General features: G+C 73.0%; 20 protein-coding genes. 10 read left to right on the forward strand and 10 right to left on the reverse strand.

Annotated elements, in window-relative coordinates; translation table 11 throughout:
- Positions 1–78 precede the first annotated feature (78 nt).
- Positions 79–570 (forward strand): pyridoxamine 5'-phosphate oxidase family protein, encoded by a 492-nt coding sequence (locus WHI96_RS13045; protein WP_345648675.1) that lies wholly within the window; start codon positions 79–81, stop codon positions 568–570.
- Here the strand turns inward: WHI96_RS13045 and WHI96_RS13050 are convergent.
- Positions 567–974, reverse strand: coding sequence for a hypothetical protein (locus tag WHI96_RS13050; protein ID WP_345648672.1), 408 nt, complete (start codon positions 972–974; stop codon positions 567–569). The genes WHI96_RS13045 and WHI96_RS13050 overlap by 4 nt on opposite strands.
- A gap of 74 nt (positions 975–1,048) precedes the next feature.
- Here WHI96_RS13050 and WHI96_RS13055 point away from each other — a divergent pair, with 74 nt between their 5' ends.
- Both WHI96_RS13055 and WHI96_RS13060 read left to right on the forward strand, forming a co-directional pair.
- Complete coding sequence (locus tag WHI96_RS13055; protein WP_020624102.1) at positions 1,049–1,303, forward strand: type B 50S ribosomal protein L31; 255 nt, start codon at positions 1,049–1,051, stop codon at positions 1,301–1,303.
- Positions 1,304–1,324: 21 nt separating this feature from the next.
- Positions 1,325–1,627 (forward strand): hypothetical protein, encoded by a 303-nt coding sequence (locus WHI96_RS13060; RefSeq protein WP_345648668.1) that lies wholly within the window; start codon positions 1,325–1,327, stop codon positions 1,625–1,627.
- A 65-nt stretch (positions 1,628–1,692) separates the two neighbouring features.
- On the opposite strand, the gene WHI96_RS13065 is transcribed toward WHI96_RS13060, so the two are convergent.
- Positions 1,693–3,036 (reverse strand): FAD-dependent oxidoreductase, encoded by a 1,344-nt coding sequence (locus WHI96_RS13065; RefSeq protein WP_345648666.1) that lies wholly within the window; start codon positions 3,034–3,036, stop codon positions 1,693–1,695.
- Between the two features lie 57 nt (positions 3,037–3,093).
- Entirely contained in the window at positions 3,094–3,969 is an 876-nt protein-coding gene (locus WHI96_RS13070) for a metallophosphoesterase family protein (RefSeq protein ID WP_345648663.1), read from the reverse strand.
- 116 nt (positions 3,970–4,085) lie between these two features.
- Between WHI96_RS13070 and WHI96_RS13075 the strand changes: the two genes are divergently transcribed.
- Positions 4,086–5,426: a cytochrome P450 gene (locus tag WHI96_RS13075; protein ID WP_345648660.1), complete on the forward strand. Its 1,341-nt coding sequence runs from the start codon at positions 4,086–4,088 to the stop codon at positions 5,424–5,426.
- 2 nt (positions 5,427–5,428) lie between these two features.
- Here the strand turns inward: WHI96_RS13075 and WHI96_RS13080 are convergent, their stop codons facing one another.
- Positions 5,429–5,914 carry a DUF6069 family protein gene (locus tag WHI96_RS13080; RefSeq protein WP_062395952.1) on the reverse strand — a complete coding sequence of 162 codons (486 nt, stop codon included), beginning with the start codon at positions 5,912–5,914 and terminating at the stop codon, positions 5,429–5,431.
- 29 nt (positions 5,915–5,943) lie between these two features.
- Between WHI96_RS13080 and WHI96_RS13085 the strand changes: the two genes are divergently transcribed.
- A complete protein-coding gene (locus WHI96_RS13085) occupies positions 5,944–6,540 on the forward strand; it encodes an SRPBCC domain-containing protein (RefSeq protein WP_345648656.1) in 597 nt (198 codons plus the stop codon).
- A gap of 85 nt (positions 6,541–6,625) precedes the next feature.
- On the opposite strand, the gene WHI96_RS13090 is transcribed toward WHI96_RS13085, so the two are convergent.
- The 3 genes from WHI96_RS13090 to WHI96_RS13100 form a co-directional block, all read right to left on the reverse strand.
- A complete protein-coding gene (locus WHI96_RS13090; protein WP_345648653.1) occupies positions 6,626–7,057 on the reverse strand; it encodes a DUF3037 domain-containing protein in 432 nt (143 codons plus the stop codon).
- Positions 7,054–7,935: a HipA family kinase gene (locus WHI96_RS13095; RefSeq protein ID WP_345648651.1), complete on the reverse strand. Its 882-nt coding sequence runs from the start codon at positions 7,933–7,935 to the stop codon at positions 7,054–7,056. Before WHI96_RS13095 ends, WHI96_RS13090 begins: the two co-directional genes overlap by 4 nt.
- Before the next feature lie 144 nt (positions 7,936–8,079).
- Positions 8,080–8,547, reverse strand: a complete 468-nt coding sequence (locus WHI96_RS13100) for a DoxX family protein (protein ID WP_345648650.1) — start codon at positions 8,545–8,547, stop codon at positions 8,080–8,082.
- 472 nt (positions 8,548–9,019) lie between these two features.
- Between WHI96_RS13100 and pgi the strand changes: the two genes are divergently transcribed.
- Positions 9,020–10,690: a glucose-6-phosphate isomerase gene (pgi, locus tag WHI96_RS13105; protein WP_345648648.1), complete on the forward strand. Its 1,671-nt coding sequence runs from the start codon at positions 9,020–9,022 to the stop codon at positions 10,688–10,690.
- A 47-nt stretch (positions 10,691–10,737) separates the two neighbouring features.
- Entirely contained in the window at positions 10,738–11,409 is a 672-nt protein-coding gene (locus WHI96_RS13110) for a phosphatase PAP2 family protein (RefSeq protein WP_345648647.1), read from the forward strand.
- 25 nt (positions 11,410–11,434) lie between these two features.
- Here the strand turns inward: WHI96_RS13110 and WHI96_RS13115 are convergent, their stop codons facing one another.
- Entirely contained in the window at positions 11,435–12,013 is a 579-nt protein-coding gene (locus WHI96_RS13115) for a hypothetical protein (protein ID WP_345648644.1), read from the reverse strand.
- Between the two features lie 187 nt (positions 12,014–12,200).
- Positions 12,201–12,935: a DNA-formamidopyrimidine glycosylase family protein gene (locus WHI96_RS13120; RefSeq protein WP_345649197.1), complete on the reverse strand. Its 735-nt coding sequence runs from the start codon at positions 12,933–12,935 to the stop codon at positions 12,201–12,203.
- Between the two features lie 99 nt (positions 12,936–13,034).
- On the opposite strand from WHI96_RS13120, the gene WHI96_RS13125 reads away from it, so the two are divergent.
- The 3 genes from WHI96_RS13125 (at position 13,035) to WHI96_RS13135 (ending at position 14,308) form a co-directional block, all read left to right on the forward strand.
- Positions 13,035–13,169, forward strand: coding sequence for a hypothetical protein (locus tag WHI96_RS13125; RefSeq protein WP_345648641.1), 135 nt, complete (start codon positions 13,035–13,037; stop codon positions 13,167–13,169).
- Positions 13,166–13,489: a hypothetical protein gene (locus WHI96_RS13130; protein WP_345648638.1), complete on the forward strand. Its 324-nt coding sequence runs from the start codon at positions 13,166–13,168 to the stop codon at positions 13,487–13,489. The genes WHI96_RS13125 and WHI96_RS13130 overlap by 4 nt, the downstream gene beginning before the upstream one ends.
- Before the next feature lie 576 nt (positions 13,490–14,065).
- Positions 14,066–14,308: a hypothetical protein gene (locus WHI96_RS13135; protein WP_345648635.1), complete on the forward strand. Its 243-nt coding sequence runs from the start codon at positions 14,066–14,068 to the stop codon at positions 14,306–14,308.
- A 1-nt stretch (position 14,309) separates the two neighbouring features.
- On the opposite strand, the gene WHI96_RS13140 is transcribed toward WHI96_RS13135, so the two are convergent.
- Positions 14,310–14,912: a hypothetical protein gene (locus tag WHI96_RS13140; protein ID WP_345648633.1), complete on the reverse strand. Its 603-nt coding sequence runs from the start codon at positions 14,910–14,912 to the stop codon at positions 14,310–14,312.
- Between the last annotated feature and the right edge of the window lie 195 nt (positions 14,913–15,107).

The following is a 15,107-nucleotide window of genomic DNA, read 5'->3' on the forward strand; positions in this document are numbered from 1 at the left end:
GCCTTCGCCGCGGCGTAGGCCACCTCGCCGGGCATCGGCCCGCGTGCCTGCCTCGGTGCCCTGCCCTACCGTGCCGCCATGACGACATGGACGGAGTTCGTGACCGCGGCGCCCACGATCTCCGAGGTCTTCGCGCGCCGCCACGCCGCCGCCGGGAGCCTCGCCCTGCTGGGCACCCTGCGCGCGGACGGCTTCCCCCGGGTGTCCCCCGTCGAACCGCGGGTCTTCGAGGGCGAGCTGTGGCTGGGCGGCATGCCCGGGACCCGCAAGTTCGACGACCTGCGTCGCGACCCGCGGTTCACCCTGCACACCGCGACCGTCGACTCCCGGGTCACCGAGGGCGACGCCAAGATCTGGGGCACCGTGCACGACGTGCGCGATCCGGAGCTGCACCAGCGCTTCGCCGAGGCGCTGTACGAGGAGATCGGGTTCGACCTGCGCGGCCGGGAGTTCGGCTTCTTCCCGGCCGCCGACATCCTGGGCGGGTCCTCGGTCCGCGTCGGCGGCGGCCACATGGACGTCACCGTGTGGCGGGCCGGTGGGACCGAGGAGGTGGTCCGCAAGCACTAGCCGCGTGCGGTCTCCGGGGTGATCGCGCAGCGCAGCCGCGCGGGCAGCGCCTGCGGGTCGGGTGCGCCGCCGTCCTGGAGCCAGCGGGTCACCGCGCGGACGTCGTCGGTGCTGCGGACCGGGCCGACCGTGGCCACCGGCGACTCGGGACGAGTGCGGGCCGCGTCGCACGCCTGCACCAGCACCATCAGCCCGGGCCGCCGCACCGTGCAGACGCCCGGTCCGAGCCGGCACCCCGCGGTCACGAGCACCCCCTGGGCGCTGTCCTGCACCACCGCGCGCAGGCCCTCGACCAGCACCTCGTCGACGCCGGGCAGGGGCGCGACGGCGCCGTGCGCGTCCTCGTCGAACCCCGACGGCGCGTGGGCGCACGCCCCGCACCGGACCACCGTGAACCTGTCCACCGGCACCCCTCCTGCAAACAGGAATCATTGTCGATTACAGTCGACGGTAACACCCGCGACGCAGGAGGAACACCGTGAAGCCCGGCATCCACCCCCCGTACGGCCCGGTCGTCTACCGCGACACGTCCACCGGCGACGAGTTCCTGACCCGGTCGACCGAGACCTCGCGCGAGACCGTCGAGTGGTCGGACGGGAACACCTATCCCCTGATCAAGGTGGACACGACGTCGGCGTCGCACCCGTTCTGGACGGGGAACGCCCGGGTGCTCGACGCCGCGGGCCAGGTCGAGAAGTTCCGCCGCCGCTTCGGGGAGCGCACGCGAGGCTAGGCCCGCGTAGCGTCGGGAGGCATGGGCCGCCGCCGTCGCGAACGGGTCCAGGTCGTCACCGACCTGACCGAGCCGCTGACGGTCGAGCACGGTCGTCGCATCCGGATCCGGCTCGTCGCGATGGTGGTGTGGATCGCGGGCTGGATCGTCGCCGGCGCCCTGTGGCGCGACGGCTGGCTGGCCACCGCGATCCTGCTGACCAGCGGCCCGGGGCTGTGGATCCTGTGGTGGCTGTTCGTCCCGTCGCGGGAGCGGGGACGGCGCGAACCGGTCGGGCGTCGGCCCCCGCGGGCACTGCCCGCGCCGCGGGACCCCCGGGAGTGATCGGGTGGGCGGCCGCGGGGCTCCGCGACCACCCACCCCGGCATCCGGCGTCGTGGGCCGGAGGGTCATCCCGTCCTGCTGATCTCCACCATGTCCTCGCGCGGCACGACCTTCGTCCGCTCGCGGCCGCGTGCCTCGCCGAGGCCGCGCTCGTGCTTGTCGAGCGCGAGCCAGCCGGTCCAGGTCGTGTACGCCACGCCCCGGCGCTCCAGCAGCGCGTCGACCTCGGCCGGGTCGCGACGGGGCGCCCGGCGCAGCTGCGGCGCGTCGGCCAGCAGGCTCGCGACGGTCTCCGAGGCGCAGCCCTTGGTGTGCCCGATCAGCCCGACCGGGCCGCGCTTGATCCAGCCGACGGCGTAGACGCCGGGCATCTCCTGGCCGTCGATGTCGTGCACCCGCCCCTCGCGGTGCGGCAGCACACCGCGCTCGTGGTCGAAGGGCAGCCCGGCCAGGTGCGAGCCGGTGTAGCCGATCGCCCGGTAGACCGCACCGACCGGGATGTCGGTGAACTCGCCGGTGTCGCGGACGTCGCCGTGGCCGGTGTACTCGGTGCGCTCGATCCGGATGCCCTCGACGCGGTCGGTGCCGAGGATCCGCTCGGGGCGCGAGAGGAAGTGCAGGTGCACCCGGCGCGGGTCGCCGCGCCGGTCGCGCAGCGCCCATCCCTGCAGGGTCCGCACCACCATCTCGACGTGCTTGGCCGAGCGGACCTCGGCGGCGGCGACGTCGTCGAACTCGACGTCGGCCGGGTCGACGACCACCTCGACGCCCGGCACGTGGTCGAGCTCGCGCAGCTCCATCGGGCTGAACCGGGCGTGCGCGATCCCGCGGCGGGCGAACACGTGCACGTCGGTGGCCGGGTTGACCGCGAGCCCGGCGTGGACCGAGTCCGGGATCTCGGTGCCCGACAGGCCCTCGGCGGTGCTCGCCAGGATCCGGGCGACGTCCAGGGCCACGTTCCCGGCGCCGATCACCGCGACCGACGACGCGTCGAGCGTCCAGTCCCGGGGCACGTCGGGGTGGCCGTCGTACCACTGCACGAAGCGGGCGGCGCCGTGGCTGCCGGGCAGGTCGACGCCGGGGACGTCGAGGTCCCGGTCCCGCTCGCAGCCGGTGGCCGCGATGACCGCGTCGTAGTGGTCGCGCAGGTCGGACAGGGTGATGTCGGTCCCGACGTGGACGTTGCCGAACAGCCGCACGCCGGGGCGGTCGAGCACGCGGTGCAGGGCGTGCACGATCTGCTTGATCCGCGGGTGGTCCGGGGCGACGCCGTAGCGGACCAGCCCGAACGGGGCGGGCAGCTTTTCGAACAGGTCCACGGTGACGTCGGCGTCGGACTTCAGCAGGGTGTCGGCGGCGTAGACGGCGGCCGGACCGGCGCCGATCACGGCGACGCGCAGCGCAGTCATCGTTCTCCTCGGGTGTCGACGGACCCCCGAGGCTATAACAAGGTAAGCCTTACCTAACTATGATGCAGGCAACACCGTGCGCGGCAACAGGTCCGGGAAGTGGCCGCCGACCCGCTCGGAGTGACGTCGCCACTCCCGCGGGTAGCCCAGCGACACCTCGACGAACGGGACGCCGTCGACGGTGACCGTCCGCGGGATGTGCAGGTGGCCGTGCACGACCACCCGCGCCCGGTACCGGCGGTGCCAGTCCGCCGTCGCCGTCGTGCCGCACCAGAGCGCGAACTCCGGGTACCAGAGGACGTCGCAGGGCTCGCGGACCAGCGGCCAGTGGTTGACCAGCACCGTCGGCAGGTCCGGGTCGAGCGCGTCGAGGCGGGCCGCCGTCGACGCCACCCGGGCCGCGGACCACTCGGCCCGTGTGGCGTACGGGGCCGGGTGGAGCAGGTACTCGTCGGTGCAGACGACGCCGGCGGCGTGGGCCGCGGCCAGCCCCTCCTCCGGCGTCGTGGTGCCGGCGGGCAGGAACGAGTAGTCGTAGGGCACGAACAGCGACGCGACGACGGCCGGTCCGCCCGGGCCGTCCCACACCGGCCACGCGTCCTCCGGGGTCAGCACCCCGACCTCCCGGCAGCGGCGGACCAGCTCGTCGTAGCGGGCGACGCCGGCGAGCTGCTCGACCGCGTCGGACCGGGCGTTCCTGGCGCGGGTCCAGAGCTCGTGGTTGCCCGGGGTCCACAGCACCTGCGCGAAACGCTCCCGCAGCACGGCGAGCGTCGCGACGACGCTCTCGATCCGCTCGTCGACGTCACCCGCGACGATCAGCCAGTCCCCCGGGTGTCCCGGGTGCAGCCCCGCGGCGATGTCGGCGTTCTCCGCGTGGCGCACGTGCAGGTCACTGACCGCGAGCAGGCGCGGCTCCCCGACGGCGGTCACCCACCATTGGTACCGGGTGGGGTCCGGACCACCGTCCGCCGGGGCCGGAATCGTACCTACCCGCGGTAACTTACCCCTGGTAGCTTCGGGCTCGACGACGAGGCGGGGAGGCCGGGATGGCGGCATCGCGGGGCGTACGACGGTGGATCCGGTGGGTGCTGCGGCACGGGGCGATGCGGCGGGAGGTGACCCGCCAGGCGGCCAAGGGTGACCTGGGCGCGCACATGATCATCAACCCGGACGCGGTCCGGGACCCGTACCCGGCCTACGAGCAGATCCGCGGTCAGGGTCGGATGGTGCGTTCCGCGCTGACCTGGACCACGGTCGACCACGAGATCACCACCGAGGTGCTGCGCAGCCCCGACTTCTGCGTCGGCCTGCGCATGCCGGAGAACGCGCCGGGACTGCTGCGCGCGCTGCTCGCCGCGGGCGGGACCTGGCCGCTCGGGCCGGCCGAGCCGCCGTCGCTGCTGTCGATCGACCCACCGGACCACAACCGGATCCGCAAGCTGGTCACCCGCTCGTTCAGCGCCAAGGCCATCTCGTCGCTGCGCGGACGCACCGAGGAGATCGCGGCACAGCTGCTCGCGGACCTGGAGACCCGGGCCGGCGCCGACCGGCGCACCGACGTCATCTCCGGCTACGCCTCACTGCTGCCGGCCACCGTCATCACCGAGATGCTCGGCGCCCCGGTGGAGATGCGGGAGAAGTTCCTCGAGTGGGGCGAGGGCGGGGCCTACTCCCTCGACATGGGCCTGGACTACGCGACGTTCCGCCGGTCCGAGCGCGACATCGACGCGCTCACCGACTGGATGACCGGGCACTTCGAGCGGCTGCGCCGCGAGCCCAACGACTCCATCCTGTCCTCCCTGGTCGCCGCCTACGACGAGGAGGAGGGCCGGCTCACCCACGACGAGCTGCTGTCGCTGGCGATGCTGCTGCTCGCCGCCGGGTTCGAGACCACGGTGAACCTCATCGGCAACGGCACCCGGCTGCTGCTGACCCATCCCGACGAACTCGCCCGGCTGCAGGCCGACCCGGCGCTGTGGCCCAACGCCGTCGACGAGGTCCTGCGCGTCGACTCCCCCGTCCAGCGCACCGGCCGCGTCGCCGCGCGCGACACCGAGGTGTGCGGCTACCCGGTGCGCCGGGGCGCGCTGGTGCTCACCCACCTCGGCGGTGCGAACCGCGACCCCGAGGTGTTCCCCGACCCCGCCCGGTTCGACGTCGGGCGCGCGGGCGCGGACCGGCACGTCGCCTTCAGCCAGGGGATCCACTACTGCCTGGGCGCGGCGCTGGCGAAGATGGAGGGCGAGGTCGGGCTGCGGGCGCTGTTCGACCGCTACCCCGATCTGCGCACCGACGGGCCCGCCGAGCTGCGCGGGACCCGGGTGCTGCGCGGCTACCGGACGCTGCCGGTCCGCCTGGGCGACGCCCGGGTCCCCGTCGACGCCTGAGCTCAGGCCCGGTTCGTGGCGCTGGTGACCGTCGTCGTCACCAGGCTGATGATCGACATCCCGATGACGAGGTGGATCACCGCGGTGGCGATGCGGACGGTCCAGGGCTGCTCGGTGAGGATCAGCGGGGACACCGCGGCCAGCGCGGTGAGCAGCCCGGCGATCCAGCCGAAGTAGGACATCGGGCTCGGTACCGCGACCAGCAGCAGGTGCGCGAGCCCGGTGGCCGCCAGCCCGGCGACCGCCGCCCAGATCGCGAGGCTCTGCGCCGCGGCCCAGCCGTCGAGCGGCTCGGAGACGGCCGGGGCCAGGTACGGGATCTGCAGCAGGACCTGCAGGATCAGCAGCCCCACCAGGGCGATCAGCGCGGCGATCACCGCCGTCGCCACACCGCCGGCCCACAGCCGACCGGGGTTCACCCCGCTGCGGGGACGCGGCCGGGCGGTCTCCCGGCTCATCTCTCGGGTGCGGTCGTCGGCCTCGGACATCGTCGTACTCCCCCGGTCGCGGACGGGCCGTGCGCGGCGTCGGTGTGGCGCGGCACGACGGGGACCACCCGTGCCCGGGTGATCACCTGTGGTGGGCAGCAGACTACGCCCCGCGAGGACGCCCCGTCGGTCCGCGGCGCACCGCGGCGAGCGCGGCCTCCACGTCGGCGACCACGCGCCCACGATCCACCCCGCAGCAGCTGTTCGCGCTGCTGTCGACCCCCACCCGGCATCAGGAGATCGACGGTGCCGACATGCTGCGCGGCGTCGAGGGGACGACCGAGCTCGGCGGCGTCGGCGACGAGTTCGTGATGAACATGCACAACGGCGACCTCGGCGACTACCAGATGAAGAACACCGTCACGTCCTTCGAGAAGGACCGCGTGATCGGCTGGGCGCCGGCGATGCACCCGATCGACGCGAAGAAGGACAAGATCGGCGACGTCCGCGCCGAGGGCCACACCTACACCTGGCACCTCGAGCCCGAGGGCGACGGCACCACGGTCACCCAGGTCTACGACTGGAGCGGTGTGCAGGACCAGGACTTCCGCGGCTTCTTCCCGATGCTGAGCGAGCAGCAGCTCGCCGACTCCATCGAGAACGCCGGGCGGGCCGCGTCCTCCTGACGCCCGTCCACACCCGACGGCGCCGTACCGGGTGACCGGACGGCGCCGTCGTGCGTCCCGGGGCTCCGGCCGGAGCCGTGCGGTCCTAGGACAGCGGAAGGACGAGCCGGGCCAGCAGCCGCTCGGCCTCCGCGGCGGGGTCCGCGGTGAGTCCGGTGTGGACCGGCCCGGGGCACACGATGGTGCTGCGCGCGGTCGTGAGACGCCGGAAGCGGCGTCCGATGTCCTCGCCCGCGCCGGGTCCCCGTGCGGCCAGCGCGCCGGTGGCGTGCCGGTCCGAGCGCGGCGGCTCGGGCACCGCGGCCACCGCGGCCACGGTCCCCAGCAGCTCCTCGACGGCGTCGGCGTCGGCGGTCGGGTCGAGCGCGGCCAGCCGGGCGCGGTCGAGGTGGACCCGCACCGCGAGGACGTCGCGGGCCCGGCAGTGCAGCAGCACGCCGGCGTTCATCGACTCCCCGCGCTCCACCCGCGGCACGACCCGCAGCAGCGCGTACTCGTAGGCGACGAGGCCGCTCACCGGCCCTCCCCGCCGCCGACGCCGCCGATCCGCAGCCACGGTGGACGGCGCGGGGCACGGTCGACCGGCCGCGGCCTGCCCGCCGCCACCGTCGCGGCGACGCCCGGCAGCCAGTCCCCGCGCGCCGCGACCCGGGCCGCGAGAGCCTGCACGTAGGCGGCGCGCACGGCATCGGGGCCGCCGACGCCGTCGACGTCGGCGATCCACTCGTCGGGGACCAGCGCCAGCACCTCCTCGAGCAGCTCCGGGGTGACCAGCGGGGCGAGCGCGGTGTCGGCGGCGTCGAGGTCGGGGTGCGCGCCGAGCAACACGTGGTCGCCGGCGTCGAACGGGCGGTGCGCGAACCGCGGCGCGGCCGACCAGTCGTGGGCGAAGGTGAGGGTCGCGCCGTGGTCGATCAGGTAGGGCCCGCGGTGCCAGAGCAGCATGTTCGAGTTGCGCCAGGAGCGGTCGACGTTGCCGACGAGCGCGTCGAACCAGAGCACCCGACCCGCGAACCCGGGCCCGACGTCGAACGCGACCGGGTCCAGGTCGAGCGCCCCGGGCAGGAAGTCGACGGCCAGGTTGAGCCCGTCGGAGTTCCGGAGCAGCTCCTGGACCTCCTCGTCGGGCTCGGTGCGCCCGAGCGTCCCGTCGACGACGATCGTCGCGATCCGCGGGACGGGCAGGCCCAGTGCGCGGGCGAGCTCCCCGGAGACGATCTCGTTGACCAGCACCGGGCGGCCCTGCCCGGCGCCGGCGAACTTGACCGCGTAGGTGCCGAGGTCGTCGGCCTCCATCAGCCCGGGCAGCGACCCGCCCTCGCGCAGCGGGGTCACGTACCGGATCGCGGTCAGCCGGGGCAGCGCCCGCCCCTCCGTCGTCCTCTCCTGGCTCACCCGCGGAGGTTAGCGCCGGACAGGCGAACGGCCCGCACCCCGTGGCGTCGGGGTGCGGGCCGTGGTCGCGCCCGTGGGCGGGCCGGGAGGAGGGTCACCGGCCCGCCCGGCTTCGGGGCGCGCGGGCGGGCCGGGAGGTACGGGTCAGACCGAGACGGTCTGGCGCGGGATCGCCTGGGTCTGCTCCATGCGGCGGACCGCCTGGCGGGACAGGAGCTCGTCGACACTGAACCGGCCCGGGCCGGACGACATGAGGATCAGCATGGCGCAGATGATCGTGCCGACCAGCGCCCAGCCGTTGTCGGCCATGAACAGGCCGTTCTTGCCGTGGACGAACCAGATCGCGCCGGCCATCACGAACGTCATCAGCGCACCGGGCACGACCATGCGCAGACCGAGGGCGACCGAGAGGGAGAACACCAGCTCCACGACGATCGTGAAGGACGCCGCACCGATGGCCAGCGGGATGCCGAACTTGGCGAACACGGTCGCGGTGTCGAACAGACCGGCGTCGATCTTCTTCCACGAGTGCATGACCATGATGTAGGCGAGCAGCAGGCGGCCGACGAGCAGCGCGACGTCGCGCGGGGTTCCGGTCAGGGAGCGGTACACGGTTCCTCCAGGTACGAGATGATCACCGCGGGTGAGCTCGTCACTACGGAATGCACAAGACCCTAAGCGCACGAACGTGCTACTTCCCCCGGTTCAGCGACTCTGCGCGACGAAACGGCCGCACCGCGCGACGAGATGCACGACACCGCATGTCACCCGACCGGGGGCACTGTGGCCGGTGCGTTGTGCGGCACGACCGGACGAGCGGTCGCCCCGCTGACACATCGCCGCAGGTCGCGAGCACGGAGCGTCGCCCGTACCGGACGGCCGTCACCCCCTTGTCGTAGTGAGCGAACGGTCACTCCGCGCGAGGTCACCGATCGTCGGCGCGGGCTGCAGTCCGGCGATCCGGACAGGCCGCTCGTCCCGGAGCCCGTCGTGTACGCCGGGCGGTACGCCCGAGCGGCCCAGTGACGCGCCGCCGCTCCGTGCCGCTGCGCTCGGGACCGGGTGCTGCGCGATGATGGCCCGCGTGTCCGACACGAACAGCCACGACATCACGGCGACGCAGGAGTGGACGGCGCTGACCGAGCACGCGGCGGAGGTCGAGCCGCGGCCACTGCGGTCGTTGTTCGACGACGACCCCGACCGCGCCGACGCGCTCACCGCCACCGGCGCCGACCTGGTGCTCGACTACTCCAAGCACCGCATCACCCGCGACACCGTCGGGTTGCTGACGGACCTGGCGCGGGCCGCCGGGCTGCCCGCCCGCACCGAGGCGATGTTCACCGGTGAGCACGTGAACACCTCCGAGGACCGGGCCGTCCTGCACACGGCGCTGCGGCTGCCGCGCGACGCGTCGCTCACCGTCGACGGCCAGGACGTCGTCGCCGACGTGCACGCCGTCCTGGACCGGATGGGCGAGTTCACCGACGCCGTGCGCTCCGGGGCGTGGACCGGGTCCACCGGGCAGCGGATCAGCACGGTGGTCAACATCGGCATCGGCGGCTCCGACCTGGGCCCGGTCATGGCCTACGAGGCGCTGCGCGACTACGCCCTGCGCGACCTCGAGTGCCGGTTCGTGTCCAACATCGACCCGACCGACCTGTACGAGAAGACCCGCGACCTCGACCCGGCGACCACGCTGTTCGTCGTCTCGTCCAAGACCTTCACCACCCAGGAGACGCTGACCAACGCCCGCAACGCGCGGTCCTGGCTGCTGTCCGGGCTCGGCACGGACGACACCGGGGCCGTCGCGAGGCACTTCGCCGCGGTCTCCACGAACGCGGAGAAGGTGTCGGAGTTCGGGATCTCCACCGACACCATGTTCGGCTTCTGGGACTGGGTCGGCGGCCGCTACTCGCTGGACTCGGCGATCGGGCTGTCGCTGATGTGCGCGATCGGCCGCGAGCACTTCGCGGAGTTCCTCGCCGGCATGCACGCCATGGACGAGCACTTCCGGCGCACCCCGCTCGAGCAGAACCTGCCGGTGATCTCCGGGCTGCTCGGCGTCTGGTACGCGAACTTCTTCGGCGCCGACACCCGCGCGGTGCTGCCGTACTCGCAGTACCTGCACCGGCTGCCCGCCTACCTGCAGCAGCTGACCATGGAGTCCAACGGCAAGTCCGTGCGCGGCGACGGCACCCCGGTCACCACGACCACCGGCGAGATCTTCTGGGGCGAGCCGGGCACCAACGGCCAGCACGCGTTCTACCAGCTGCTGCACCAGGGCACCCGGCTCGTGCCGTGCGACTTCATCGGTTTCGCCCGTCCGCACCACGACCTGCCCGGCGAGGACGCGGCCGACTCCCACGACCTGTTCATGGCGAACCTGTTCGCCCAGTCCGCGGCGCTGGCGTTCGGCAAGACCGCCGCGGAGATCGAGGCCGAGGGCACCCCGGCCGACGTCGTGCCGCACAAGGTGATGCCGGGCAACCGGCCGTCGTCGACGATCCTGGCCGAGAAGCTGACCCCGTCGGTGCTGGGGCAGATCATCGCCTTCTACGAGCACGTCACCTTCGTCGAGGGCACGATCTGGGGTATCGACTCCTTCGACCAGTGGGGCGTGGAGCTCGGCAAGGTCATGGCCAGGCAGTTCGGCCCCGCGCTCTACGACCCGAACCCGCCGGACGCCGCCGAGGCCGGTCTCGACACGTCCACCGCCGCGCTGATCGGTCGCTACCGCGCCTGGCGCGGCCGCTGAGTCCCCTCACCCGGCGGGGCGCCGTCCCGCCGGGTGAGAATCGCCCGGTGAACGATCTACGGTCGGCCCCGCTGCGGGCCCGCGTCACCGGTCCGGTCGCTGCGGTCCTGCTCGTGTTCGCCGCGGTGCTCATCGCCCTGGCGTGGACGGGTGCGTTCCAGACCGGCGACACGGAGACCGCGGTCGGGCTCGCCGCGGACCGGGCCCCGGGGATCACCGTGGTGGCGCTGGTCGTCACCGAGCTCGGCAACACCGTCGGGAGCACGGCGGTCGCGCTCGTCGGCGGCGCAGTCCTCGCGGTACGCGGCCGGGCCGCCGCGGGCCTGTGCCTGGCCGCGGTGCCGCTCGTCGCGAGCGTGGTGTTCACGGTGGTCAAGCGGATCCTCGACCGGGCCCGCCCGCCGGCGGACCTGCAGGTCATGGCCGTGGCGAACGAGTCGCTGCCGTCCGGGCACGCGACGATGGTCGCCGCCGCCTGGACGACGCTTGTGCTCGTGCTGTGGCCGGTGCTGCGCACGCGCGGCCGGGTGCTGCTCACCGCGTGCGCGGTGCTGTGGGCGGGCGCCGTCGGGTCCACCCGCATCTACCTGGGTGTGCACTGGCTCTCCGACGTGGTCGCCGGGTGGACGCTGGGCGCGGCGCTCGCGTTCACCGGGGTGACGGTGCTGTCGCTGGTGCTCGCCCGGCGGACCCGGCGACCGGACACCGCCGCGGCCTGACCCGGCGGGCACCACCCGGCGCCGGTCAGGCCGCGGGGTCCCCGTCCGGTGTCCCGGCGCCGGTCAGGTCGCCGGTGATGCGCGTGGCCCGCTCCCCCGCCGCGGCGAGAGTGCGGGCGTGGTCGTGCCAGGCGCCGATGTCGTCGCGCAGCCACGCCGCGCGCAGTGCCTCGGTCGCCGTCGTCCACCGTCGCAGCAGCGCGACCCCCTCGGCGGCGGCGTCGGCCCTCCGGTGGGTGCGCAGCGCACCGGTCATCGCGAGCACGGCACGCATCGCGGTCGCGACCTTCCCGGTGATCTCGATCGGCACCGGCAGCCCTGCCGTGGCGTGCGCGACGGCGGCAGCGCGGGTCAGCAGCAGCACCGCGGCCACGGCCCCGACCAGAACGACGACGGCCGCCACCCGGAACGCCGCCCCCGCCACCGGGGTGAAGGCGAGCACCAGCACGACGAGCAGCAGCGCGGGGACGACCCACCGGGCACCGCGGGCGGTGCGGACCAGGGTGTGGGCGCGGCGCTGGGCCGCGGGGTCGGGTGGGGTGTCGTCGGCGCGCACGAGGCCGCGGTCGAGGTGGAGCAGAGCGGTGTCGGACGCGTCCGGCATGGGGTGATTGTGCACGGCCCCCGGGAGGGTGTGTCCGCGGGATTCGCTCACCGGGTGAGCGAATCCCCGCAGATGTCACCGTCCGGCGACGCACAGGTCGGTCAGCACCCGGCCGCGCGGAACCCGCGGCGATGCGACGCCGGTCCCGTTCCAGCACCCCCAGCGCGCCGGCTCGGTCCGCCACGGTTCAGACCTGCTCCTGCGGGCACCACCAGGTCGACCGCCCGCCGACGGTCCCGTGCACCATCTCGGCCCCGCAGCGCGGGCAGTGCCCGCCCGGGTGCCGGTGCTCGATGACCTCACCGGTGTGCACGCCACCGTTCGCGATGGCCCGCTCCAGCGCGCGGTCGAGGTTGCGGTGCAGCCGGTCCAGGTCGGTGCGGGTCAGGTCGCGCACCGGGACCTCCGGCGAGATCCGCGCCTGCCACAGCGTCTCGTCGGCCAGCAGGTTCCCGACGCCGGCCAGCACGGACTGGTCGAGCAGCCGCGCCTTGACCGCCGATGTGCCGCGCAGCAGCCGGTCGCGGAACTCGGCGGGCCGCATGCCTTCTGCGTCGGGGCCGAGACCGGACAGGTCGGGGTCGAGCCGGACCCGGCCGAGACGGCGCTTGTCGAACAGCCGGAACTGCCCGCCGTCGTCGAAGGTCAGGGTGAACCGGTCCCACTCGGCCTTGCGCGGCTGCCGGTCGGGGCGGGCGGGACCGCCGCCGATGCGCTCACCGTCGGAGTCGGTGACGACGATCCGTCCGCCCATCCCGAGGTGCACGCCGAGCGCGGGGCCCGCCTCGCCGTCGGCGGTCTCGGTGTCGCACCACATGGTCTTGCCGATGCGGTTCGCCCGGGTGAGCCTCCCGCCCTTCAGCGCGGAGGCGATGTCACCGGGCCGGTGCGGGCGGCAGACCCAGTCGTCGCGGTCGTCGATGTCGCCCTAGGCACCTAGCGCCCAGGCCGATGAGGCGGGCCCCGGCCAGCGACCTCACCGCTGAGCCAGGGCCCTTGAGCAGCTACAAGGAGCTGCCCCGTGGCCAAGCATCCTCGAAAGCGTCCGGCGAACCAGAGCCGGATCGAGGACGGATCGAGCCGACGGCTCGCCATCATCCTGACCCTGACCCTCACCGCCTTCGCCGTGATCGTCCTGCTGGCGGTGTGCCGATGAACCGCGCCGGGTGGAGCCGCACCGAGGTCGGCAGCTTCCCGTTGCTCGTCGAGCCGGACCGGACCGTCACGGTCGCGGTGCTCTCGCCGGGGGCGGTGCGGATCATGACGCTCGACGGCGAAGAGGTCTCTCCCAGGGCCGCGCTGATCGAGGTCGTCACCGACCTGTCGGCCGAGCCGATCTACATCTACCCGCCCGACGTCGTCCGGCTCGCGACGTTGCTCGTCGATGCCCTCCCGATCGCCGATCTGCACGACGGCGGTGCAGGTGTACCGGCCTCGGTGCAGGCCTCGGGACAGGCGCACATCCACGGGCTCTGAGCCTCCCGGCACGACAACCGACTGACCGTCCGAACCAGAGGACTGATCATGAACTCTCTCGTCGTCATCCTGCTCTGCATCTGGCTGGCCTGGGTCATCACCAAGGCCTGCACCGCGAGCAAGAAGCCGCCCTCCGGAACGTGGACCATGCGCTGATCAACTCGTCACGCTCTGTGTACCTGGCTTCGCCTGGCGCCAGAAGGTCTCCAGCGGCAGGAAACCCCACCCCATGGGGTCCGCGCGAAGAGATCAACTGGCTTTGTCTGGCGCCAGACTGATCACCGGCCTGGCTTCGTCTGGCGCCAGGCCGTCATCAACAGAGCGTGACGTCTTGATCTTCTGGCGCCAGGCCTCAACGGGTCCTGACTCGTGGCAGCTTCACCGCCCGGTCGCTCCTCTTTGACGGCCGGGCGGTGGCGCGTCCGGAGGACTGCACCGGACCGCACCAGGGCTGCTCCATCGCGCTGCACCGTGTCCCGAAGCAGCCGGTGCAGGTGTACCGCGGGCCAGCTAGCGTGTGCCTCCTGCGCTTCCCCCGCAGGCCGATTCAGAAGCCGATCCACGCGGGGGTGCACCATGCCCGAGGGGCAGTACTACGACGAGATCGCGGCCGAGCAGGCGCGCGAGTTCCGGGCCACGGCCGAGGTCGTCCGGTCGATGCCGGAGCTGCCTCGACCGCTTCGCGCCGCGGTGAGCCATGTGCTCTCCGCAGCCTGCACAGAGCTGGCCAACGGGCGAGTGCTGCCGATGGAGATCCGGCGGGCCGTACGACACGTCCAGAAGGCCGTGCGCGAGGTCGAGCAGGGGCTCGGCGGGTAGCTCAAGACTCCCGGCGAGGGGCCCAGTTGTCGTACGGGAGGACGCCGTTCCTCCACCGCTGCCACCACCGAGGATCGGTGATCGGTGAACCTCCTGCCGGTGACTGGAACAGCACCAGGCCCGTGGTCTTGCCCTCGCGCAGGTCGTAGTAGTTCCGCCAGACGTAGCCATGCGCGTCCTCCCAGGTGACGCGCCACATGTAGCCGTCGTCCCCCGCAGCGTTGGTGATCGTCTGCATCGACTCTTCGGCGCCCGCCTTCATCACGGACATGGTCTTCGGCGAGTCGGAGACGATCTTGTCCGAAGAGTCGACCGGAGACGGATCGACCAGCACGGACTCGACCTTCACGATCGGGGACGTGCCCGTTACCTCCAGCACGAGGCTCAGCACGCTTGGGTCCCAGCGCAGCGCCCCGCCGATGTACACACCGCCGCTAGGCACGCGGGGGCTCAAGATGACCATGAGTGCCTCATTTCGCGCCTGGCTGTACCTCTCGCGGGCCGCGTTGGCGTTGATCACCCGTTGTCCTCGCAGGGTGGCCAGGATGGCGAGCAGAGTCAGCAGCGGGGCGCCATCGCGCACGATCTGCCAGAACACGTCCACGACTGCTGATCGCGGAGGGTGGCCGCGTCGCTACGTCTCATTCGTCCCGTCACCCAATAGGCTGACGCTGTCGACGACGGGCTGAGACTGACCCCCTGACGTCGGATTGGGATTGACCCCTTCTGGACGACGCTGAGGGGGTGTTGTCGGTGGAGGACTGGGCCGAGATCCGTCGTCTACATCGGGCGGAGGGTG

This window comes from Pseudonocardia tropica, from assembly GCF_040105315.1.
Classification (GTDB): Bacteria; Actinomycetota; Actinomycetes; order Mycobacteriales; family Pseudonocardiaceae; genus Pseudonocardia; species Pseudonocardia alni.

Coding starts and splice junctions, on each gene's coding strand:
- WHI96_RS13060 (WP_345648668.1), top strand. CDS start 1,325: ATGGGCCGCCGCCGTCGCGAACGGGTCCAGGTCGTCACCGACCTGACC.
- WHI96_RS13075 (WP_345648660.1), top strand. CDS start 4,086: ATGGCGGCATCGCGGGGCGTACGACGGTGGATCCGGTGGGTGCTGCGG.
- WHI96_RS13130 (WP_345648638.1), top strand. CDS start 13,166: ATGAACCGCGCCGGGTGGAGCCGCACCGAGGTCGGCAGCTTCCCGTTG.
- WHI96_RS13065 (WP_345648666.1), bottom strand. CDS start 3,036: ATGACTGCGCTGCGCGTCGCCGTGATCGGCGCCGGTCCGGCCGCCGTC.
- WHI96_RS13045 (WP_345648675.1), top strand. CDS start 79: ATGACGACATGGACGGAGTTCGTGACCGCGGCGCCCACGATCTCCGAG.
- WHI96_RS13080 (WP_062395952.1), bottom strand. CDS start 5,914: ATGTCCGAGGCCGACGACCGCACCCGAGAGATGAGCCGGGAGACCGCC.
- WHI96_RS13115 (WP_345648644.1), bottom strand. CDS start 12,013: ATGCCGGACGCGTCCGACACCGCTCTGCTCCACCTCGACCGCGGCCTC.
- WHI96_RS13135 (WP_345648635.1), top strand. CDS start 14,066: ATGCCCGAGGGGCAGTACTACGACGAGATCGCGGCCGAGCAGGCGCGC.